The 22039-nt window shown below is 68.9% G+C and carries 15 protein-coding genes and 1 tRNA gene; 12 read left to right on the top strand and 4 right to left on the bottom strand.

What is annotated here, in order from left to right:
- On the bottom strand, positions 1-3343 hold a 3343-nt coding region (gene gltB, locus ON43_RS00170; RefSeq protein WP_040802254.1), incomplete at its 3' end, for a glutamate synthase large subunit.
- 882 nt (positions 3344-4225) lie between these two features.
- On the opposite strand from gltB, the gene ON43_RS00165 reads away from it, so the two are divergent.
- Positions 4226-6037 carry a DUF4407 domain-containing protein gene (locus ON43_RS00165; protein ID WP_040802246.1) on the top strand — a complete coding sequence of 604 codons (1812 nt, stop codon included), beginning with the start codon at positions 4226-4228 and terminating at the stop codon, positions 6035-6037.
- Between the two features lie 6 nt (positions 6038-6043).
- Here the strand turns inward: ON43_RS00165 and ON43_RS00160 are convergent, their stop codons facing one another.
- Positions 6044-7606 carry an MFS transporter gene (locus ON43_RS00160; RefSeq protein ID WP_040802244.1) on the bottom strand — a complete coding sequence of 521 codons (1563 nt, stop codon included), beginning with the start codon at positions 7604-7606 and terminating at the stop codon, positions 6044-6046.
- An 80-nt stretch (positions 7607-7686) separates the two neighbouring features.
- Here ON43_RS00160 and ON43_RS00155 point away from each other — a divergent pair, with 80 nt between their 5' ends.
- From ON43_RS00155 to ON43_RS00135, 5 genes are all read left to right on the top strand, one after another.
- Entirely contained in the window at positions 7687-8247 is a 561-nt protein-coding gene (locus tag ON43_RS00155) for a TetR/AcrR family transcriptional regulator (protein WP_040802243.1), read from the top strand.
- A 27-nt stretch (positions 8248-8274) separates the two neighbouring features.
- The gene (locus ON43_RS00150) at positions 8275-9150 is read left to right on the top strand and encodes a hypothetical protein (RefSeq protein WP_245568412.1); all 876 of its coding nucleotides are present in this window, start codon (positions 8275-8277) and stop codon (positions 9148-9150) included.
- A complete protein-coding gene (locus ON43_RS00145) occupies positions 9147-10196 on the top strand; it encodes a DUF4129 domain-containing protein (protein ID WP_040802241.1) in 1050 nt (349 codons plus the stop codon). The genes ON43_RS00150 and ON43_RS00145 overlap by 4 nt, the downstream gene beginning before the upstream one ends.
- Before the next feature lie 95 nt (positions 10197-10291).
- Positions 10292-11221, top strand: coding sequence for an AAA family ATPase (locus ON43_RS00140; RefSeq protein WP_040802251.1), 930 nt, complete (start codon positions 10292-10294; stop codon positions 11219-11221).
- A gap of 3 nt (positions 11222-11224) precedes the next feature.
- Positions 11225-12520: a DUF58 domain-containing protein gene (locus tag ON43_RS00135; protein ID WP_040802239.1), complete on the top strand. Its 1296-nt coding sequence runs from the start codon at positions 11225-11227 to the stop codon at positions 12518-12520.
- Here ON43_RS00135 and ON43_RS00130 read toward each other — a convergent pair.
- Positions 12498-13307, bottom strand: a complete 810-nt coding sequence (locus tag ON43_RS00130; RefSeq protein ID WP_040802236.1) for an RDD family protein — start codon at positions 13305-13307, stop codon at positions 12498-12500. The genes ON43_RS00135 and ON43_RS00130 overlap by 23 nt on opposite strands.
- 74 nt (positions 13308-13381) lie before the next feature.
- Between ON43_RS00130 and ON43_RS00125 the strand changes: the two genes are divergently transcribed.
- A complete protein-coding gene (locus tag ON43_RS00125; RefSeq protein WP_040802234.1) occupies positions 13382-14413 on the top strand; it encodes a stage II sporulation protein M in 1032 nt (343 codons plus the stop codon).
- Positions 14414-15096: 683 nt separating this feature from the next.
- Here ON43_RS00125 and ON43_RS00120 read toward each other — a convergent pair.
- Positions 15097-15182, bottom strand: a tRNA-Leu gene (locus ON43_RS00120).
- 237 nt (positions 15183-15419) lie between these two features.
- Here ON43_RS00120 and ON43_RS00115 point away from each other — a divergent pair.
- From ON43_RS00115 to ON43_RS00095, 5 genes are all read left to right on the top strand, one after another.
- Complete coding sequence (locus ON43_RS00115; protein WP_040802232.1) at positions 15420-16823, top strand: FHA domain-containing protein; 1404 nt, start codon at positions 15420-15422, stop codon at positions 16821-16823.
- A 229-nt stretch (positions 16824-17052) separates the two neighbouring features.
- Positions 17053-17520 carry an FHA domain-containing protein FhaB/FipA gene (locus tag ON43_RS00110; RefSeq protein ID WP_040802230.1) on the top strand — a complete coding sequence of 156 codons (468 nt, stop codon included), beginning with the start codon at positions 17053-17055 and terminating at the stop codon, positions 17518-17520.
- Positions 17517-19028 (top strand): PP2C family protein-serine/threonine phosphatase, encoded by a 1512-nt coding sequence (locus ON43_RS00105; protein WP_040802228.1) that lies wholly within the window; start codon positions 17517-17519, stop codon positions 19026-19028. The genes ON43_RS00110 and ON43_RS00105 overlap by 4 nt, the downstream gene beginning before the upstream one ends.
- Positions 19028-20533 carry an FtsW/RodA/SpoVE family cell cycle protein gene (locus tag ON43_RS00100; RefSeq protein WP_051177672.1) on the top strand — a complete coding sequence of 502 codons (1506 nt, stop codon included), beginning with the start codon at positions 19028-19030 and terminating at the stop codon, positions 20531-20533. The genes ON43_RS00105 and ON43_RS00100 overlap by 1 nt, the downstream gene beginning before the upstream one ends.
- Positions 20530-22005 carry a peptidoglycan D,D-transpeptidase FtsI family protein gene (locus tag ON43_RS00095; protein WP_040802225.1) on the top strand — a complete coding sequence of 492 codons (1476 nt, stop codon included), beginning with the start codon at positions 20530-20532 and terminating at the stop codon, positions 22003-22005. The genes ON43_RS00100 and ON43_RS00095 overlap by 4 nt, the downstream gene beginning before the upstream one ends.
- The last annotated feature ends 34 nt before the right edge of the window (positions 22006-22039 follow it).

The following is a 22039-nucleotide window of genomic DNA, read 5'->3' as shown; positions in this document are numbered from 1 at the left end:
TGAGCAGCAGGGTCTGCTGGGTCTCGGCCAGGCCGAGCTCCCAGGGGCCACCCGCGTGCTTGAGCGAGGTCAGCGGGGACGCACCGGTGCCACCGTCGTGACCCGAGATCAGGACCACGTCGGCGTGCGCCTTGGAGACACCCGCGGCGACGGTGCCGACGCCGGGCTCCGCGACAAGTTTCACGTGAATCCGAGCCTGCGGGTTCGCGTTCTTCAGGTCGTGGATCAGCTGCGCCAGATCCTCGATCGAGTAGATGTCGTGGTGCGGCGGCGGCGAGATCAGGCCGACGCCGGGCGTCGAGTGCCGGACCTCGGCGACCCACGGGTACACCTTGTGCGCCGGAAGCTGGCCGCCCTCACCGGGCTTCGCGCCCTGCGCCATCTTGATCTGGATGTCGGTGCAGTTGGTCAGGTAGTGCGCGGTCACACCGAAACGACCCGAGGCCACCTGCTTGATCGCGGACCGACGCCAGTCGCCGTTCTCCTCCGGCTCGAAGCGCGCCGGGTGCTCGCCGCCCTCACCGGAGTTCGAGCGACCGCCGAGCCGGTTCATGGCGATGGCCAGGGTCTCGTGGGCCTCGGCCGAGATGGAGCCGTAGGACATCGCGCCGGTGGAGAATCGCTTCACGATCTCCGACGCGGGCTCGACCTCGTCGATCGAGATCGGGTTGCGACCCTCGGACTTGAACTTGAACAGGCCGCGCAGCGAGGCCAAGCGCTCCGACTGATCGTCGACGAGCTTGGTGTACTCCTTGAAGACCTTGTACTGGCCCGAGCGGGTGGCGTGCTGCAGCTTGAACACCGTGTCCGGGTTGAACAGGTGGTACTCGCCCTCGCGACGCCACTGGTACTCGCCGCCGACCTCGAGCTCGCGGTGCGCGCGCTCGTTGCGGTTCTCCAGGAACGCGACCCGGTGCCGCTGCGCGACCTCGTCGGCGATGTCGTCGAGGCCGATGCCGTCCAGCGGGGACTTCAGACCGGTGAAGTACTCGTCGACGAGCTCCTGCGCCAGGCCGACGACCTGGAACAGCTGCGCGCCACGGTAGGAGGCGATGGTGGAGATGCCCATCTTGGACATCACCTTCAGCACGCCCTTGCCGGCCGCCTTGTTGTAGTTGTAGACGGCCTTCTTGAAGTCGGCCGCGTGATCGCCGGTGCTGCCCGGCATCCGCAGCGCGCCGCGCTCCAGCATGTCCTCGATGGACTCGAAGGCCATGTAGGGGTTGATGGCCGCCGCGCCGAAGCCGACCAGCATGGCCATGTGGTGCACCTCGCGGGCGTCACCGGCCTCCACGACCAGGCCGACCTTGGTGCGGGTGCGCTCGCGGACCAGGTGGTGGTGCACCGCGGCGGTCAGCAGCAGCGACGGGATCGGCGCCAGCTTCTCGTTGGACTCGCGGTCGGACAGCACGATGATGCGCGCGCCGCCGTCGATCGCGGCCGAGACCTGACGCTGCACGGCCTCGATGGCCTTGCGAAGTCCCTTGCCGCCCTTCTTGACCGGGTACAGGCCGTGCACGACCACCGACCGCAGATGCGGACGCGAACCGTCGTCGTTGATGTGGACCAGCTTGGACAGCTCGTCGTTGTCCAGGATCGGCTGGGTCAGGGTGATCTGACCGCAGGACTCCGGTCCCGGGTTCAGCAGGTCGGCCTCGGGGCCGATCATGCTGCGCAGCGAGGTGACCACCTCTTCGCGGATGGCGTCCAGCGGCGGGTTGGTGACCTGCGCGAACAGCTGCGAGAAGTAGTCGAACAGCAGGCGCGGACGCGACGAGAGCACCGCGATCGGGGTGTCGGTGCCCATCGAGCCGAGCGCCTCGCCACCGGTCTGCGCCATCGGCGAGACCAGCAGGTTCAGTTCCTCGGTGGTGTATCCGAAGATCTGCTGGCGGATCAGCACGCGATCGTGCGACATGTGCTCGTGCGGGCGATCGGGCAGATCGCTCAGCTTGGTCGGGCCCTCGTCCAGCCACTGCTGGTACGGGAACTCGGTGGCCAGCGACTGCTTGACCTCGTCATCGGAGATGATGCGGCCCTGCGAGGTGTCGACCAGGAACATGTGGCCGGGCTGCAGGCGCTTCTTGTAGACGATCTTGGCCGGATCGATGTCCAGCACGCCGACCTCGGAGGCCAGCACGCACAGGCCGTCCTCGGTCACCCAGATGCGGCCGGGGCGCAGACCGTTGCGGTCCAGCACCGCGCCGACGACCGTGCCGTCGGTGAAGCACACCGAGGCCGGGCCGTCCCAGGGCTCCATGAGGAAGGAGTGGTAGCGGTAGAAGGCGCGCTGCTCCGGGCTCATGGACTCGTGGCGCTCCCACGCCTCCGGAATCATCATGAGCACGGCGTGCGGCAGGCTGCGGCCGCCCAGGTGCAGCAGCTCGAGCACCTCGTCGAAACGCGCGGTGTCCGAGGCGCCCGGGGTACAGACCGGGAAGATCTTCTCCAGGCGGTTGTTGCCCTCGGAGTCGGTGCCGAACACGTTGGAGTTCAGCAGCGCCTCACGCGCCCGCATCCAGTTCTCGTTGCCGGAGACGGTGTTGATCTCACCGTTGTGGGCGACGCGCCGGAACGGGTGCGCCAGCGGCCACGACGGGAAGGTGTTGGTGGAGAAGCGCGAGTGCACGATGCCCAGCGCCGACTCGACCCGGTCGTCCTGCAGGTCCAGGTAGAACGCCCGCAGCTGCGGCGTGGTGAACATGCCCTTGTAGACGAAGGTCTCGCCGGACAGGCTCGGGAAGTAGACCGATTCCTTGCCGGTCGCGCCCTCGCCGGCGCCCGCCTTGCCGAGCTCGTGCTCGACGCGCTTGCGGATCACGTAGGCGCGGCGCTCCAGGTCCATGCCGGAGAGCTGCTCGGCCGAGTCCTTGGGCGAGGCGATGAAGATCTGCCGGAACGTCGGCATCGCGTCGCGCGAGAGCGCGCCCAGCGACGACTCGTCGATCGGGACCTCGCGCCAGCCGAGGACCTCGAGGCCCTCCTCGCGCACGATCTTCTCCACGCCGTATCCCGCGCGGGCGGCCTCGCGGCGGGCCTGCGGGAGGAACGCGATACCGGTGGCGTACGAACCTTCGGCGGGGAGCTCGAAGTCGACGACCGCACGGAAGAACTTGTCCGGGAGCTGGATCAGGATGCCCGCGCCGTCACCCGAGTTGGGTTCGGCGCCGGCCGCGCCACGGTGCTCCAGGTTCAGCAATGCCGTAATAGCCTTGTCGACGATGTCGCGGCTGCGGCGGCCGTGCATGTCGACGACGAATGCGACACCACAGGCGTCGTGTTCGTTCGCCGGGTCATAGAGCCCGATGGGTCCAGGGGACCTGTGGCCAGGAAGTTGCGTCATGCCTCTGCCTTCACAAAAAACAGGCCTTCGAAGAAAAAGGGCCTTCGTCGAACGCCTCCGGTAGGGACTGCGCCCGGACGTTTCGGAGACCAGCGGCGCTGATGGTCACTCCGTGCAGTCAACTTTGCAGTTGTCGACCCGCTTCGATTACCTAGTCGGGTGCTCGGTGGTAACGGAACTCTTACGCGTTCGCTACACACCGCGCCGTTCTCGCCCGCTAGGCTGAGCACCGATCGGGCCTCTGACCGTATGGGGAGTTATGCCGAATTGTGTAGTTCGGCGTAAGAGCAAACGATAAGTCAGGACTGGAGCCCAACCAACTTAGGTTGCGCTAATTCCAGCTTCTAGCTGGGCTTCTTCATCGGTCCTCCAACACACGCGCGGTCTCCAGTGTAAAGCAGGTGTGCATGGGTGTTTCAGTTGAGTTCACCACTGCATCGCAGGCCCGCGAGGGCTCCGACCTGGGCCGTCCGGCGCAGCTCCGGACCGCCTCCCACCTGCAATGAAACAGATTTCCCCGCAAAGGGATCCGGCAAACCGGGCGTTAGGCGGCTAACTTTCCGGACAAGTTCCGCCGGCGCGGCGGCCTCTCGGCCGACATGGCCAGGCAACCTGCCGACCGTACGGAATTTTTCCTGAATGTGGGATTCAGCACACGCTCAGCTAACTGTAAAACTGTCTCCCATCCCCGTTTTCGGCCATATCCAGGCCGTTCGACGCGTGATCAACACCACGTCATACGCCGGAAACATGCCACTGTGAGGCTGGCCACATCCCAGCCGCCTCGGTCGATGGAACAGCTGTACGCCTGTCACGCTGAGACAACGAATCAGCGACGGTTTCGAAGCAGAATCACTGGGACTTAAAGGGATGTGAGCTCCCATGACTGAGAAAGCCGCCGGACTGGGCGCACTGTTGGTATGGCTCGGTGGGGCGGAGCCGCAGCTCATCGACCGAACCGAACGCGGGGGATACACGGTCACCGGCGCGGTGGTGGCGTTGTTCGCGGCCACCGCGGGCGTGGTGACCGCCGTCGCCACGGCCGCCGCGGGCTGGCCGATCATCGCCGTCATGGCGATCGCGCTCATCGCGACCCTGTTGGTGGGTGCGCTCTCCCGGGCACTGGCCACCGCCGCCACCCCGCACCGGGGTGAAAACCGCCGTGCCGTGGCCGAATTCGCCGGTCGCATCGCGGTGGCCGTGGTCGCCGGGGTGGTGATCGCCGAATTGGCCTGCACCGTACTGTTCTCCGGCACCGTGAACCGGCTGCTCGACGAAACCGCCCAGCGCGCCGTGGAATCCGCGCCCGCCGTGGTCACCGCGCGCACCGATTTCGATCGGGCCAAGGCCGACCGCACCGCGCTGGACCAGCAGATCGCCACCGCGAAGACCGATGTCGCCACCGCGCTGAAGATCGCCCGCTGCGAATACAACCCGAGCCAGGACTGCGCCGACGCGCCGAAAACCGGTGTGCCCGGGCGCGGTCCCGAGGAGCGCACCGCCAACCAGATGCTCGACGACGCGCGCACCCAGCTCGCGACCGCGCAGGGCAAGGTGGACGGTCTCGACGCCAAGGTCACCGAGCAGGACAAGGCCCTCGCCGCCGCCCGCAAGAACGCCTACACCGAGGGCGACCGCGGGCTCGGGGCGCGCTGGGTGGCCATGAACGACTACACCGCAGGACATTTCGGGCCGCTGGCCCTGCGGCTCGCGATCGCCCTGCTGCTGATCACGCTGGCCCTGCTGCCGCTGCTGCTGCGCTGGTGGCGGGGCGAGACGGCCTTCGACCGCACCGTCGCGGTCCGCACCGCCACCGATCGCATCGACCAGGCCGCCACCACCGCCATCGCCGTCAAACAGGCCGAGGTGCGGCTGGAGACCGAAAAGCTGCGCGCCGACCAGCAACTCACCGCCGCGCGGCTGACCGCGCACGCCGACACCGCCATCGACCGGGAACGGCAGCGCACCCGCATCATCGCCGCCATCGGCAATTTCGAGATCGGCATCACCGAACCCGCGCAGCGCGCGGTGGCCGAATTCGACAGTGCCGCCAGACATGAACTCCCGGAGGGGATAGTGACCCAGTCGCCCAACCTGCCCGCCCAGCTCACCTCGGGAGCGCTGGCTCCGCTGCCGCCCGCCGGCGCGCTCGCGCCCGCCGCGCCGGCCGCCCTGCCCGTCGCCCAGCCCGCCGAGGCGAACAAGGGTGGCGGACTGGAGCTTCCGATCATCGGCACGGTGCCGTTCACCGACACCGCCGCGCGCTGGATCCGGCCGCTGGTGCCGTCGTTCGTGGCCAATGCCCTCGATACCGCGACGCATCCGCTGCGCACGGTGCGCCAGGCGTTCGAGGAGGCGGAGGAGATCACCTTCACGCTGCGCCGCACCCGCAAGGTGACGGTGGATTCCACGGATTCCGGTCAGCCGCAACAGCAGCAGGCCTTCGCCCAGCCGCAGTACGGATATCAACTGCCGCCGGGTTCGCCGCAGCAGGTGCATGCCGAGCGGGTCGCCTCGACCGTGGTGGATCAGCCGTACGCGCAGTACCCCTACGGCGCACTCCCCCAGGGTCAGGTGGTCGAGCCGGGATATCCGCTGCCCGCCGCCCCGCAGCAGGGCGCGCTCGACCCGCGCCGCAATCCCGAACTCGACTACCGCAATCCGCGCGAACTGCCCCCGGGCAAGGGGCAGTAGGCACGCTCAGGCCCGCTGCTTGCGGGCCGCCCGGTAGGCGACGACCGCGGTCAGCAGCAGGATGGCCGCCGTGGAGGTGGCCGCCAGATGGATGCCGCTGACGAAGGCGGAGTGCGCCGAGTTCAACAGCTCGCCGGCCGCCGGTTGCGGTAGGCCGCGGGCGGTTTCGATGGCCCCGCCCAGGGATTCGCGCGCCGCGTCGGCCTGGGCGGACGGCACGTGCGACAGGTCCAGGCCGTGGCGGAACGACGCCATCACGGCACTGCCCAGGATCGCGACGCCCAGCGCGATGCCCATCTCCATGGCCGTCTCCGAAATCGCGGCGGCATTGCCCGCGCGGGCCTCCGGCGCGGTGCTCACGATCATGTCGGACGAGACCGTGAGCGCCACGCCCTCACCGAGGCCGATCAAAAGGAAGCCGACGATGAACGGGGTCACCGAGCCCTGCGGGTCGGTGGGCAGCAGCCAGTAGAACGTCGCGCCGATCGCGACCGTCACCAGCGAGCCCGCCAATACCGTTGCCGGACGCCAGAATCGGACCAGCCAGGCCGCGGCCAGCGCGCCGAGCATGGAACCGACGGTGCCCGGGATCAGCAGCAGACCGGCCTCCAGCGGGGACTTGCCCAGCACCAGCTGCAGGTACTGCGAACCGAAGAACAGCACGCCGGCCAGCGCGAACACCGACAGCAGGTTGGTGAACACGGCGGCCCGGAAGGCGGGCAGGCGGAACAGGTCCAGGTCGATCAGCGGCGATTTCAGGCCGCGCTGACGACGCACGAACGCCACCCCCGAGACCACGCCGACGAGCGCGATGAACAGCAGGTTCAGGCTCGGACCGTGGGCCGCGATCTCCTTGACCGCGTACACGATCGGGATCAGGGCCAGCATCGAGAGCCCGGCGCTGAGCAGGTCGAAGCGGCCCGGGTTGGGGTCACGCGACTCCGGCACCAGGGCCGGGGCCAGCACCAGCAGCAGCGCCATGACCGGCAGGTTCACCAGGAAGACCGAGCCCCACCAGAAGTGCTCGAGCATCCAGCCGCCCAGCAGCGGACCGAACGCCGCACCGGATGCGGCCATGGCGCCCCAGACCGAAATCGCGAGGGTGCGCTGACGGGCGTCGGCGAACATCGACCGGATCAGGCCCAGGGTGGCGGGCATCAGGGTCGCACCGGCGACACCCTGCAGAACCCGTGCGGCGATGAGCATTTCGGGGTTGACGGCCCAGGCCGCGAGCGCGGAGGCCGCGGCGAAACCGGCCGCGCCGATGAGCAGCAGGCGGCGGCGGCCGATGCGGTCGCCGATGGTGCCCATGGTGACCAGCAGGCCCGCGAGCACGAACGAGTAGACGTCGATGATCCAGAGCAGCTGCGGCGTGGTCGGGGACAGGTCCGCGGTGATGGACGGGACCGCCAGGTCCAGCACGGTGGCGTCGACCGCGATCAGCAGCAGCGCCAGCGCCAGCACGCCGAGCCCGGCCCAGTCGCGGGGTCGGGCCTTCGGTGCGGGGGTGGTGGCGGTGGGCCGCAGGGTGGCGGGAGTTCCGGAGCGTGCGGTCGGCGAGGTGGTCATCAGCTTTCTCTTTCGAGGTCGTGAACCGTCCAGACGGTACAGTAGCATTCTGAACCGTCCAGACGGTACAGTCAAGACTTGTGACCCCTCGCGACCCCGCCGGCACCCGCGACCGGATCCTCGACGCGCTCGAGACCCTGCTGCTCGACAAGGGCCTGTCCCAGGTGACCCTGGAGAACGTGGCCGCCACCGCGGGCGTCTCCAAGGGCGGGCTGCTCTATCACTTCAAGAGCAAGGACGCGCTCATCGCCGGACTGCTGCGGCGCGTCGGCGACCGGGCCGACCAGCAGGTGAAAACCGCCGTGGAACAGGGTCGTTCGGTGGCCGAGTGGTATCTGCAGGCCCCGCACCCCGAGGACGACACCGACGCCGTAGAACTCGCCCTCTACCGATCCATGCTGGCCGCCATGCGGACCATCGACGCACCCCCGGATGCCGCACAGGCCGAGACCGACCGGGCCCTCACCGAGGTGCTGGCCGGGTGGAAGGTCGCCCTGGACAACGAGATCGACGATCCGGTCCGGGCCGAGATCGTGCGCCTGGTCGGCGACGGCGTCTACCTGCGCGCCCTGATGGGCATGCCGCCCATCGACCCCGACCTTTACCGGCAGGTCGTGGCACGGCTGCTATCAGGCGACTGAACACGCTGGTCGGGATAGAGTGGGCGCGTGTTGCCGACCGCCGCCGACTCCGTCGGTTCGCCGACCGGCTCGGTGGGGGGACCGACTTCTACCGATCCGGTGGTTGTCCCGATTCGCCCGATGCAGTTCCGGGAACTGCTGGATCTGCCGTTCGCGCTGATCCAGGCCCGGATCAAGACCCTGGTCGCCCTGATCGGCCCGGCCGTGGCGGTGGCCGCCCTGGTCGCGATCGGGGGCACGGTCCTGGCGGCCGACCTCACCCATGACTCCGACAGCGGAACCTTCTGGGGCGCACTGCTGGTGACCCTGTGCTGCGCGTGGGTGCTCCGCTTCTTCATTCGCGGCGTGACCGTTCCGATCGGACTGTCGGTCGTGCACCGCACGCCGCTGCGCGGCCGGGAAGCACTGGGGCGGTTGGCCTCCGGAGCCGGGCCGCTGCTGGCGTATCAGGTGATGTACACGCTGATCGGTCTCGGCGTGCTGGCGCTGGGCACTCCCCTGCTGATCACCGCGCCCTTCGCGGTCATCTGGCTGGCCTGGCTGCGCGGAAAGCGATCCACCCTGGTGCCCATCCTCTTCGACACCCCCGTCGGCTACCGCGCCGCCGCCCGCCGCGCGAAACTGCTTGCGGGCGGTACGGAATGGCAGTCGGTCGGGCTCTGGCTGTACCTGCGCGGGCTGCTGGTCGTGCTCATCGTTCCGGTGCTGGCGCTGCCGCAGTTCATCGCGGACTTCTCGGGCACGCACCGCTGGACAGTGACGGTCCTGATCATCACCGCGGCCCTGCTCATGGTGGCGCTGGGCGAGCTGGTGGAATCCGCGACCCAGGTCGTGACCTATGTCGACCGGCGCTGCCGCCGCGAGGCATGGGACATCACGCTGCCGGCCGGAGACGCCCGATGACCGAGACCGATCGGATTCCCGTTCCCCCCGAACCCGCCCTGGGTCCGGCCGCCGCCCACCTGGCCGCGTCCGAGGACGCCGCCCGGCGCGGCGATTTCGGTGCGGCGCTGCGCGAACGGTATCGCGCGGTCACGCGCGGGCTGGAGCAGCGCGGCCTGCTCGAGGAAGAGCGGGCACGGACCGCCCAGGAGACCGCGCGGGCCGCGGCGGCCAGCGTGCCGGACGCGGGTGAACTGCCCTCGGCGGCACACAGTTTCGACGAGGTCGTCTACGGCGGTCGCTACGGGACCGAGGCCGAGTACCGCCGTCTCGAACAGGCGGACCGGTATTCGATCGCGCCGCCGCCCAAGGACGGGCCGGTCGAGCTCACCGAGAAACGCAAGAAGCGCAAGGCCAAGGCGGCCCGGGACAAGACCGCCCGGGAGCGGCCGGAACTGCCGGAGCTGCTGCGGGATTGGCGGTTCTGGGCCGTCGTCGGCGGGATCGTCGCCATCGTGCTGCTGGTGTACGTGATCAGCCACCTCGGGCCCGCGCCCTCGGTGCATCCGCCCACCGAGGTGCCGCCCGATCCGCCGACCAAGCCGCCGAAGCGACCGGACGTGCCGCCGCCGGACTTCGGCGAGGGCAGCGACTCGATCTTCCAGTCGCTGCCGAACTGGCTGGCCTTCGGCGGCCTGCAGTTCCTCATCGCCTGGGCCGCGGTGCTGTGGTGGCGCGGTCGCCGCCGCGGCGCCGTCGTGCGCGAACCGCTGCCGGTGGAGGCCCCGGCGCACGAACTCCTGGCCGGACAGGCCGGGCTGTACCGGAAATCCCGCGACCACGAACACGTCGCGGCCAAACTACGGGCGGCGGCGCTGCGGCGGCTGCGGCCCACGCTCGGCGTCACCGCCGACACCCCGGCCGAACTGGTGACCGCGGCGGTGAGCGCCCGCGTCGGCGCCGATCCGGCCGTGATCCGCGCCGCCCTCTACGACCCGGTCGCCGATCGGGGCACGTTGGAACTCGTGGCCGCACAACTCGAATGGATCGAAGCGGAGGTCTTGTGACCGAACTGTCCAACAACACCGGTCTCACCGAGAAGGCCGATCTCGTCAAGGACGCGGACGGTCGCGCGCCCTCCCCGCAGGAGGCCCAGCAGGCGCTGCTGGCCCTGCGCGCCGAGATCGGCAAGGCGGTCGTGGGCAACGATCACGCCGTCATGTTCCTGGTGCTGGCGCTGCTGTGCCGCGGGCACGTGCTGCTGGAAGGCGTTCCGGGCGTGGCCAAGACGCTGCTGGTGCGCGCGCTGGCCACCTCGCTGGATCTGGAGCACGCCCGCGTCCAGTTCACCCCCGACCTGATGCCGGGCGATGTCACCGGTTCGCAGATCTACGATCCGCACTCGGCCGAATTCACCTTCCGCCGCGGCCCGGTCTTCACCAATCTGCTGCTGGCCGACGAGATCAACCGCACCCCGCCCAAGACGCAGTCGGCGCTGTTGGAATCCATGGAGGAACGCCAGGTTTCGGTGGACGGCGTGCCGCGGCCCCTGCCCGATCCGTTCGTGGTGGTCGCCACCCAGAACCCGATCGAGCAGGAGGGCACCTATCCGCTGCCGGAGGCGCAGCTGGACCGGTTCCTGTTCAAGGTGGACGTCCAATTGCCCGGGCGCGACGACGAATTCCGCATCCTGCAGCGCCATGCCGCCGGCTTCGATCCGCGCGATCTGGCCGCGGCCGGACTGCGCCCGGTAGCGAATGCCGCGCACCTGGCGGCCGCCCGCGCCGCCATCGCGCAGGTGGCCATCAGCCCCGAGGTGCTGGCGTACACGGTGGACATCTGCCGGGCCACCCGCACCTCCCCCGCCGTCGCGCACGGCGCGTCCACCCGCGGCGCGACCGCGCTGATGGCGGCCGCGCGCGCCTTCGCCTGGCTCAACGGGCGCGCCTACACCACGCCCGACGATGTGAAAGCCGTTGCGACGCCGGTACTCCGGCACCGCCTGCACCTGCGGCCCGAGCACGAGGTGGAGGGCGTCACCGCCGAGGGCGTGCTGGCCTCGCTGCTGATGTCCGTCCCCGTTCCGGTCTAGGCCGTGGTCGTCACCGGCCGCCTGGCCGCCGCGGCGGTGCTGGCGGCCCTGTTCGTCACGCTGGCGCTGCCGTCGTGGCTCGGGGTGCTGATCGCCACGCTGGTGCTGGCGGCGCTCATCGCCGTGGATCTGCTGGCGCTGGGATCGCCGGGCGCGCTGGAGCTTTCGCGGGAGCCGCTCACCACCGTGCGCACCGGCCGCAGCATCGAGGTGGAACTGGCGGTGCTCAATGCCGGTACCCGGTCGATGCGCGGGACGCTGTGGGACGACTGGCCGCCCAGCGCGCACGCCCGCCACCGCACCCACGCGCTGAAGCTGCCGCCCAACACCAGGATTCGGCTGCGCACCGAGCTGACCCCCGACTATCACGGCGACCGCGCGGCCGGTCCGGTGACGCTGCGGCTGCTCGGCCCGCTGGGGATGGCCGGACGCCAGGTGCGCCGCCAGGTCCCGGCCCGGCTGCGCGCGCTGCCGCCGTTCCGCAGCGAGCGGCTGCTCGCCTCCAAGGTCAAGCAGCTGCAGCATCTGGAGGGCCGCAACACCACCACGATTCGCGGTCAGGGCACCGAATTCGATTCCTTCCGTGAATATGTCGCGGGCGACGATGTGCGCACCATCGACTGGCGCGCCACCGCGCGCGCCAATGACGTGCTGGTGCGCACCTGGCGGCCGGAACGCAACCGGCACGTGGTCATGTTGCTGGACACCGGCCGGGTGAGCGCGGGACGGGTGGGATCGACGACCCGCCTGGACGCCACCATCGAGGCGTCCCTGCTGCTCGGCGGTCTGGCCGCCGCGGGCGGCGATTCGGTGGATCTGCTGGCCTACGACCGTCGCGTCCGCACCGAGGTGCGCGGCATCGGCGGAAAACGCCTGCAGGTCAAGCTCATGCACGCGCTCGCCGGGCTCGCCCCCGAACTGGTCGACACCGACTATCAGGGTCTGCTGCGCGCCACCCTGCAGCGCGCCCGCCGCCGCAGCCTGGTCGTGTGGTTCACCCATCTGGATGCCGCCACCGTGCAGGAGGGTCTGCTCCCCGTGTTGCCGGTGCTGGCCGAAAGGCATCGGGTGCTGGTCGTCTCGGTGACCGATCCGGAGGTGGCCGCGGCCACGACTCGACGGACAGGTCTGGATGACCTCTATGCCGCGGCCGCCGCCGAGAATGTCATCGCCGAGCACGCCGTGGCGCGGGAAACCCTGCGCCGCATGGGCGTCCGCGTCATCGCCGCCGCACCCGACCGGCTGCCCGAGGCGCTGGCCGACGAATACCTGGAACTCAAGCGGACCGGAGCGCTGTAGGCGGCACCGCGACCGGCCGCACGGCGTAGGGCGGCGGCGGTGCCACCTTCACGATGGTGCGCCGCTGCCGCTCGGCCAGCACCGCGCCCAGAATCTGCAGCGGCGGATAACCATTCAGCGGCGGCGTGCGCAGCTTCGCGCAGACGGCGATCACCAGCGCGCGCCCCAGCCGGTCCTGCACCTCGGGCGTCAGGGTCCGGAAGCGCAGCAGGTACTTCCGCATCGACAGCACCAGATCGTCCGGGAGACCGGACAGATCGAGTTGCCGCGCCCAGCCCACCAGCCACGGCGGCGGCGCGGCCAGCGCGGCGAAGGGCAGGCGGCTGCGATCGTGCACGACCACGGTCCCCGCCAGCGCGTCACCCACCCGCCGGGCATTCGGCGAGCACATGGACACCACGATGGCGATCAGCCCGGTGCCCAGAATCCAGAAGTCCACGATCCCCGCCAGCCCCCGCGTCACCGCGTGCCGGAAGTCGATGGGCCCGCCGTCGGCGCGCACCACCCGCAGCCCGACCGCCATCTTGCCGACCGAGCGCCCGCGCGAAAACGTCTCGAACAGCACGGGATACCCGATCAGCGCGCTCACCATGGCCACCACGCCCGCGGCATCGCGCCACGCGGAATCCGCGCCGATCCACACCAGCAGCAGTTCGAACGCCAGCACCAGCAGAATTCCGAGAATCACCTGCAGGATCAGATCGAGCAGGAACGCCGCGGCCCGGGTCGGTATCCGCGCGATCGGCAATTCGACGGCCACGGCCTCGCCGGTGGTGAAAAGTGCCATGAGGGTCGTCTTCCTCCGCCGGGTGAGATCGAGATGGATAGCATTCTGTCAGCGTTGGCGCAGGAGGGGTACTCATGGATCTGGACGCGTACACGTTCGTGCACAAGCCCGCCTGGGACCGATTGGATCAGCTGGCCTCCCGCCGCAAGCGCCTGGACGGCGCGGAGGCGGACGAATTGGTCCGGCTGTACCGCCTGGCGTCCCAGCAGCTGGCCCGGTTGCAGACGCGGGAGGCGGATCCCGAACTCATCGCCGGGCTTTCGGCGGTGCTGACCCGGGCGCGGGGCCGCATACTGAGCGCCCGCATCGACACCCTGCGCGAGATCGGCTACTTCTTCAGCCACCGCTTCCCGGCCGCCGTCTACCGGGCCTGGCCCTGGTGGGTCTCGGTGGCGACGCTGTTCCTGCTCGGCTCGGCCGCGCTGGCGGCCTGGGTGGCGAATTCGGAAGCCGCGCGGCGACATCTCGGGCTGGACACGGATACAGACGTCTTGACGCGGCCCGGTGGCGAATTCGAGACCTACTACTACGAGCACCCGCACGACGCCTTCGCCGCCAAGGTGTGGACCAACAACGCGTGGGTGTCGGCCATGGCGCTGTTCCTCGGCGTGCTCATCCTGCCCGCGGTGTACCTGCTCTTCATGAACGCCATGAACCTCGGGATCAGCGCCGGCCTGATGGCCGAGGCGGGGCGGCTCGGCCCCTTCTTCGGCTGGATCCTGCCGCACGGAATGCTGGAGCTCACAGCCATTTTCGTGGCCGGCGGGGCGGGCCTGAAACTGGGCTGGACCCTGATCGATCCGGGTAAGGAGAGCCGCCCGCAGGCACTGGCCCGGCAGGGCCGGGCGACCGCCGTGATCGCGCTCGGACTGGTCGGCGTGCTCCTGGTTTCGGGCTTCCTGGAGGGCTTCGTGACGCCCAGCGGACTGCCCACCGCACTGCGGGTCGGGATCGGGGCGCTGGCCGAACTCGGCTTCCTGGCCTACGTCTTCGGGCGCGGGAGGATCGCGGTGCGCGAGCAGGAAGCAGCGGAGCGCCCGGAGCACATCACGGGCTATTCGATCGAGAAGGGTCCGGAACCGGTTGTGGGAGTGGCGACTTCGTAGTCGCGTAACCGTCGGATTGATTTCCACTGGCCGCAGCGAGTCCGGCTCAGCTGCGGCCAGCGTTGCCGATGACTCTACACAATCGTTATGGCTACGCAACCTCCGACTTGGCCGCCCGGCGTATAACGCGACCAGGCGAAATGCAGCTTCCCCGTAGGGAACCCGACAAGATCGCTAATACCCGGCATCCGCTTTGCGGACGGTCTGCGGAGGGGCTCGAAACTATCCCCGCGGTCGAGTTTCCGACCCGATTTCAACCCCTTGCGCGCGATGGGTTTCGAACCCGGCCGGAGGGTTTGCCGAAAACTCGCAAATTTTCCGCTCACCACCCCTTCAGCCCACGTTAACCTGGCGTTTCGCCCCAGCTCAGACCGATTGCCCACCGGTCGCCATCAACCAAACAAACCTCAAGTTTGTTTGTCGCGGTTTTCGCTAAATGATCATCAGGCAATGGCCGCCAGTAATCGGACGCATACCTCAGACGGCATCTTCCGGCAAACGATTTTCACCCTTCCGAGGCCCCGAAATCGCACTCCGGCAACGCCTTCCGCGACCCCCTCCAACCAGGGCGTGCGATCTTCGTCACATCACCTTTGACATGGGGTTTTCACGGTTCCCGCGGAACGGGCTCGGGACACAAAAGAAGAAGGCCCCCGATCCGTTTGGATCGGGGGCCTTCCTCATGGTGGGCGAGGGGGGACTTGAACCCCCACGTCCTTACGGACACTGGCACCTGAAGCCAGCGCGTCTGCCATTCCGCCACTCGCCCGAGCGACGGGAAGAAACGTATCACGAGGTTTGCGCCAAAACGAAATCGCCTGGTTATCGGGGGTTCGAACGCGATGCCGTGATGTGGCTAGGACACGGGAACCCCGGGCCGTCGCCAAGAGTTACAGGTGTGGACGATCGTGGATATCATGCAATCAACGTGTCCCTGCGGCGACACGCCACGTCTGCGTGTTGCTTTCTAGGACGCAACCCCGCACGCCACAGAAGGGAGGGGGCTATGGGGATCGTTTCTCGATTCGAACGCCGCCTCCAGGGGGCGGTGGGGGACGTTTTCGCCCGTGTATTCGGCGGGAGCGTCGTCCCGCAGGAGGTCGAGGCCGCGCTGCAGCGTGAGGCCGCCGACCACATCCAGGATCTCGGCGGGGGGCATCTGCTGGCTCCCAACAGCTATGTCATCACCATCAACGAGTCCGATCTCCGGCAACTCGTCCAGGGTGAGGGACAGCCGGAACGCGACCTGGCCTCGCAGGATTACGAGCTCACCAAGCGTGCATTCACCAAACATCTGCAGGACTACATCCGTGAGCAAGGGTGGCAGACCTACGGCGAAGTGCACGTGGAGTTCGAGGCATCCCCTACGCTGCACACCGGACAGTTCAGGACGCGCGGCCGGGTGGATCCGGACGCGGGTGGGCGGGCAGGCCCGTCACCGGGTCCTGAACGCCCACAACGACCCAACCCGCAACCAGGAGCTGGCCCCATGACGCAGAACTCAGGCTACGACCCAAGCCGTGAGCCCGCGGAGTCCGATCCGCGGAACCGCGGGTACGCGCCCCCGCCTGCGGGCCGCCAAGGTCAGCAGGGTTACGGCGACTACGGCCGCGGCGGTCAGCAGGGCTACGAGCAGGGCGGCTACGGCCAGTCCGAGCAGGGCTACGGCGAGTACCAGAACGGCTACGACTACAACCAGCCGCAGGGCGGCGGTTACGGCCAGCAGGGCGGCTACGCCGAGCCGGGCTACGGCCAGCAGCCGGGCTACAGCGCGCCCGATCAGGCCTACGGGCAGCAGCCCGGTTACGCCGACCAGGCGTACGGCCAGCAGCAGCACGGTTACGAGCAGGGCTACGGCGATCAGGCCTACGGCCAGCAGCCGGGTTACGCCGATCAGGCCTACGGCCAGCAGCAGGGCGGCTACGGCCAGCAGGGCTACGCCGACCAGGGCTACGGCCAGCAGGGCTATGCCGAGCCGGGCTACGGCCAGCAGCAGGGGTACGGCCAGCAGGGCTACGACCAGTACCCGGACCAGGGCGGCTACGCCGAGGAGCAGGGCTACGGCCAGCAGGGGTACGGCCAGCAGGGCGGCTACGGCGCGGCCCCGGCGCGCGCCGGCTCGAGCTACTCGGCCACGCTGCAGCTGGACGACGGCTCCGGCCGCACCTACCAGCTGCGCGAGGGCAGCAACATCATCGGCCGCGGCCAGGACGCGCACTTCCGGCTGCCCGATACCGGAGTTTCGCGGCGGCACATCGAAGTTCGCTGGGACGGCCAGACCGCGATGCTCTCGGACCTGGGTTCGACCAATGGCACGCTGGTCAACGGGTCACCTGTCCAGGATTGGCAGCTGGCCGACGGGGATGTGATCCGCGCCGGACATTCCGAGATCCTGATCCGGATCGTCTGATCCCGTAAGCTCGCGGTGCAGGTCACGATATGGCTAGGAATTCCTCGGTCGTATCGTGATCGCAACCGGTCGTCGGCCCTATGATGCTGCCAATACTCGCGGCGGAGCATGGCCGCGCTATGCAGCAACGCACCGACGCTGACCAGCAAGACACCGGTTGGGGGTCACGGAGCCATACCTCCGTAACTGCCCCGTACCTACGACACGGTCGAACAGGAGGTGGAGCACCGTGCAGGGACTGATCCTGCAATTGACCCGTGCGGGGTTCCTGCTGCTGTTGTGGCTGTTCGTGTGGGCGGTGCTCCGGACCCTGCGCAGCGATATCTACGCGGCTTCCGGCCTTCGGGTCGCGCCTCGGGCCGCAGGCGGTTCCGCGGTGCTCCCATCTTTTCGCCGGGGCCAGAAGGGCGCCAAATATCTCGTGGTGACTCAGGGTTCTCTCGCCGGTACCCGCATCTCACTCGGCTCACAGCCGGTGCTGATCGGACGCGCCGACGACTCCACACTGGTCCTCACCGACGACTACGCCTCCACCCGCCACGCGCGCCTGTCGCCGCGCGGTGAGGATTGGTACGTCGAGGATCTCGGTTCCACCAACGGGACCTACCTCGACCGGTCGAAGGTCACCACTCCGGTGCGAGTTCCACTCGGCACCCCCGTCCGTGTCGGCAAGACAGTGATCGAGCTGCGATCGTGACACTTGTTCTCCGCTACGCCGCTCGTAGCGACCGCGGTCTCGTCCGGGCCAACAACGAGGATTCCGTCTACGCAGGTGCGCGACTGCTCGCGCTCGCGGACGGCATGGGCGGCCACGCCGCCGGTGAGGTCGCCTCGCAACTGATGATCGCCGCGCTGGCGCATCTCGACGACGACGAGCCCGGCGACGATCTGCTCGGCAAGCTCAATCGTGCTGTGCACGAGGGCAATGCGGCCATCGCCGACCAGGTCGAGGAGGAGCCGGAACTCGACGGCATGGGCACCACGCTCACCGCCATCCTGTTCGCCGGGCGCAAACTCGGCCTCGCGCACATCGGCGACTCCCGCGCCTACATGCTCCGCGAGGGCCAGCTGACCCAGATCACCCGCGACGACACCTTCGTGCAGTCGCTGGTGGACGAGGGACGCATCACCCCGGAGCAGGCCCACACGCATCCGCAGCGCTCGCTGATCATGCGCGCGCTCACCGGCAACGAGATCGACCCCACCCTGGTGGTGCGCGAGGCCCGGGCCGGGGACCGCTATCTGCTGTGCTCCGACGGCCTCTCGGACGTGGTCAGCGACGAGACCATCGCCAACACCCTGCGCGAGGGCACCACCGACGAGTCGGCCGACCGGCTCATCGAATTGGCCCTGCGCAGTGGCGGTCCCGACAACGTGACCGTGGTGGTCGCCGACGTCATCGATCTGGACTACGGCCAGAGCCATCCGATCGTGGCGGGCGCGGCCTCGGGCGAGGACGACGACACGCCCCCGCCGAACACCGCCGCGGGCCGGGCCGCCGCCATGCGGCCGCCGCGCGCCACCCCGCGCCGCGCGGTCCAGCAGGCCGAGCCCGAACCGCCCAAGAAGAGCCACAAGCTGCGCTGGCTGGCGCTGTCGCTGGCCCTGCTGGTGGCCGTCGGCGCGGGTCTGACCGTGGGCTACAACATGATTCGCAGCAACTACTACGTCGGCGTGGACGGCGAGAAGGTGGTCGTGCTGCGCGGCCTGCCCGGTTCGGTGCTGGGCTACTCGATCCGCGATGTGGATCAGGTCGGATGTGTCACGCGCGCGGGCGAATTGACGCTGGCCGGTCCCGGCGACAAGTTTCCCGCCGGCTGCGCGCAGCTGACCCGCAACGATCTTCGCCCCAGCGGCCGTGACTCGGTCGACAAGGGCCTGCCGCCGGGCTCGCGCGACGACGCCGTCAAGCAGATCCGCAATCTGGTGCAGTCCGAACTGCTGCCGCCGTGCGAGAAGCCCGCGCCCACACCGCCTTCCACGCCCCCGGCCACTCCGCCCGCCGACCCGAACCAGACCGGCACCCCGGTGACCACCACGCCCGCCGCGCCGACCACCCCGGCCGCGCCCGGCGGCCTCACCGGCGGTGAGCGCACCGGCGAGAACCATCAGCTCGAACCCCACAAGTCCGACCAGCCGACCGCTCCTGTCACCACCACCACGGCTCCGCAGACTCCGGGGCAGAACTGCAGGACGGCGGACTGATGTCCGCACCGGCACCGCCGTCCACTGGGGCCTTCCCCAGTCCACCCGGCGGCTTCGCTCCTGCGCCGCCGCCCGTGACCCGGCGCAATGTGGAGTTGCTGCTACTCGGGTTGGCGGCCGTCATCACCACGGTCTCGCTGGTGCTGGTGGAGGCCAGTCAGGAGCAGGCGATCACCTGGGAGATCGCCAAGCTCGGTGCCGCGTACATGGCGTTGTTCGGTGTCGCGCACCTGGCGGTGCGGCGGTTCGCGGCCTTCGCGGATCCACTCCTACTACCGATCGCGGCGCTGCTGAACGGGTTGGGCCTGGTGATCATTCACCGCGTCGACCTAGCGCAGGCACAGGACGCCGCCTTCGCCTCCCTGCCCATCCCCTCCCCCGACGCCAACCAGCAGGTGCTGTGGACGGGGTTGGGGATGGTGGTTTTCATGGGGCTGTTGATCGTGCTGCGTGACTACCGCAGCCTGGCCCGCTACGCCTACACGCTCGGCCTGATCGGATTGATCGCGCTGGCGCTGCCCGCGCTGCTCCCGGACCGGTACTCCATGGTCAACGGCGCGAAGATCTGGATCCGCCTGCCCGGCTTCAGTGTTCAGCCCGGCGAGTTCGCGAAGATCGCGCTGATCGTGTTCTTCGCGGGCGTGCTGGTGTCCAAGCGCGACCTGTTCACCGGTGCGGGCAAGCACGTGTTCGGCATGGAGTTGCCGCGCATGCGCGATATGGGACCGATCCTGCTGGTGTGGGTGGTGTCGGTGGGCGTGCTGGTGGTCGAGAAGGATCTCGGCACCTGCCTGCTGATCTTCTGCACCGTGCTGTGCATGCTCTACATCGCGACCGAGCGGGTGGGCTGGGTCGTGGTCGGCATGGCGCTGCTGGCGATCGGATTCGTGTTCGCCTACAACGCCTTCGGGCATGTGCGGGTGCGGGTCGAGACCTGGCTGCACCCGTTCGCCGACTACTCCAACACCGGCTATCAGATCTCGCAGTCGCTGTTCGGACTGGCCACCGGCGGGCTGGCCGGGACCGGGCTGGGCAGCGGGCGGCCCTCGCAGGTGCCCTTCGCCAAGACCGACTTCATCATCTCCGCCATCGGTGAGGAGCTCGGCCTGATCGGGCTGACCGCCATCCTGATGTTGTTCTGCGTGTTCACCATTCGCGGCATCCGCACCGCGCTGGCCATTCGCGACAGCTTCGGCAAGCTGCTGGCCGCGGGCCTCGCCTTCACCATCGCCATCCAGGTGTTCGTGGTGGTCGGCGGTGTCACCAAGCTGATTCCGCTGACCGGTCTGACCACGCCGTTCATGTCCTACGGCGGTTCGTCGCTGCTGGCCAACTACGTGCTGCTGGGTCTGCTCATCAAGGTGTCCGACGCCGCGCGGCGGCCGGCCCCCGCGCGCAAGCGGGCCGAGCCGGTCGCCCCGATCGCCGACGCGTCGACGCAACTGCTGCGCAAGCCGGATGCGGCCCGGGTGAACACGCCGAAGGTCGAGGGGGGTGCCGCGTGAACACGCCTCTGCGCCGGGTGGCGCTGGCGGTCATGGTGATGATCGTCGCGCTGCTGGCCAATGCCACCTACGTGCAGGTGTTCAAGGCCGACAGTCTGCGCAACGATCCCCGCAACGTGCGAGTCCTGTTGGACGAGTACGCCCGTCAGCGCGGCCAGATCTCCGCCTCCGGCACGGTGCTCGCGAGTTCGGTGGCCACCGACGACCGCTACAAGTACCTGCGCACCTACCCGACCGATCCGCTGGCCTACGCGCCCGCCACCGGCTACTACTCGATGCAGTACGGCAGCAACGGACTCGAGCACGCCGAGGACTCGGTGCTCAACGGTTCGGACAACGCGCTGTTCGGGCGGCGGCTGATCGACATGATCTCCGGGCGGGATCCGCGCGGCGGCAATGTGGTGACCACGCTCAACCCCGTCATGCAGAAGGTCGCCTACGAGCAGCTGACCGCCAAGAACCTGACCGGTTCGGTGGTGGCCATCGAGCCCAGCACCGGGCGCATCCTGACCATGGTGTCCACGCCCTCCTACGACCCGAACCTGCTGGCCGGGCACGACGGCGCGGCCACCCAGAAGACCTGGGAGCAGCTGCAGCAGGATCCGCGCCAGCCGATGCTGAATCGCGCTGTGTCGCAGACCTATCCGCCGGGCTCCACCTTCAAGGTGATCGTGACCGCGGCCGCGCTGTCCAACGGCATCGCCAAGCCCGACGACCAGTTCACCGCCGCGCCGCGCATCACGCTGCCCGACACGGCCACCACGCTGGAGAACTACAACGGCAGCCACTGCGGTCCCGGTGACGGCCAAACCGCTTCTCTCACCGAGGCTTTCAAGTACTCGTGTAACACCGCCTTCGCCGAGCTCGGTATCAAGGTGGGGGCGGCCAAACTCAAGGACGAGGCCAACGCGTTCGGCATCGGGACCCAGCACCCGAACATTCCGATCCCGTGGGCGGACAGCACCGTCGGCACCATTCCCGACAGTGCCGCCATGGCGCAGTCCAGCATCGGGCAGCGCGATGTCGCGCTCACCCCGCTGGACAACGCGGTGGTGGCGGCCACCATCGCCAATGGCGGCGTGCGGATGAAGCCGTATCTGGTGGACCAGCTGCAGGCGCCGGACCTGTCCACGCTGGAGACCACCAAGCCGACCTCGGTGGGCCAGGCGGTCACCCCGCAGGTGGCCACCCAGGTCACCAATCTGATGCTCGAGTCGGAGAAGAACACGCAGGGAGGGACGCAGCCGCGGTCGTATCAGATCGCGTCCAAGACCGGCACCGCCGAGCACGGCGACGATCCGCGCAATACGCCGCCGCATGCCTGGTACATCGCCTTCGCCCCCGCGCAGAACCCGAAGATCGCCATCGCGGTGATCGTCGAGAACGGCGGCGACCGGGCACTGGCCGCCACCGGCGGTTCGGTCGCGGCACCCATCGCGCGGGCGGTGCTGGACGCGGGGCTGGGGGGCTGAACGATATGAAAGTGCTAGGTAGACAGGGTCACGA

This window comes from Nocardia concava NBRC 100430, from assembly GCF_000308815.1.
Taxonomy (GTDB): Bacteria; Actinomycetota; Actinomycetes; order Mycobacteriales; family Mycobacteriaceae; genus Nocardia; species Nocardia concava.
Note: the sequence above shows the minus strand (reverse complement) of the source record. Positions and strands in the feature narration are given on the sequence as shown.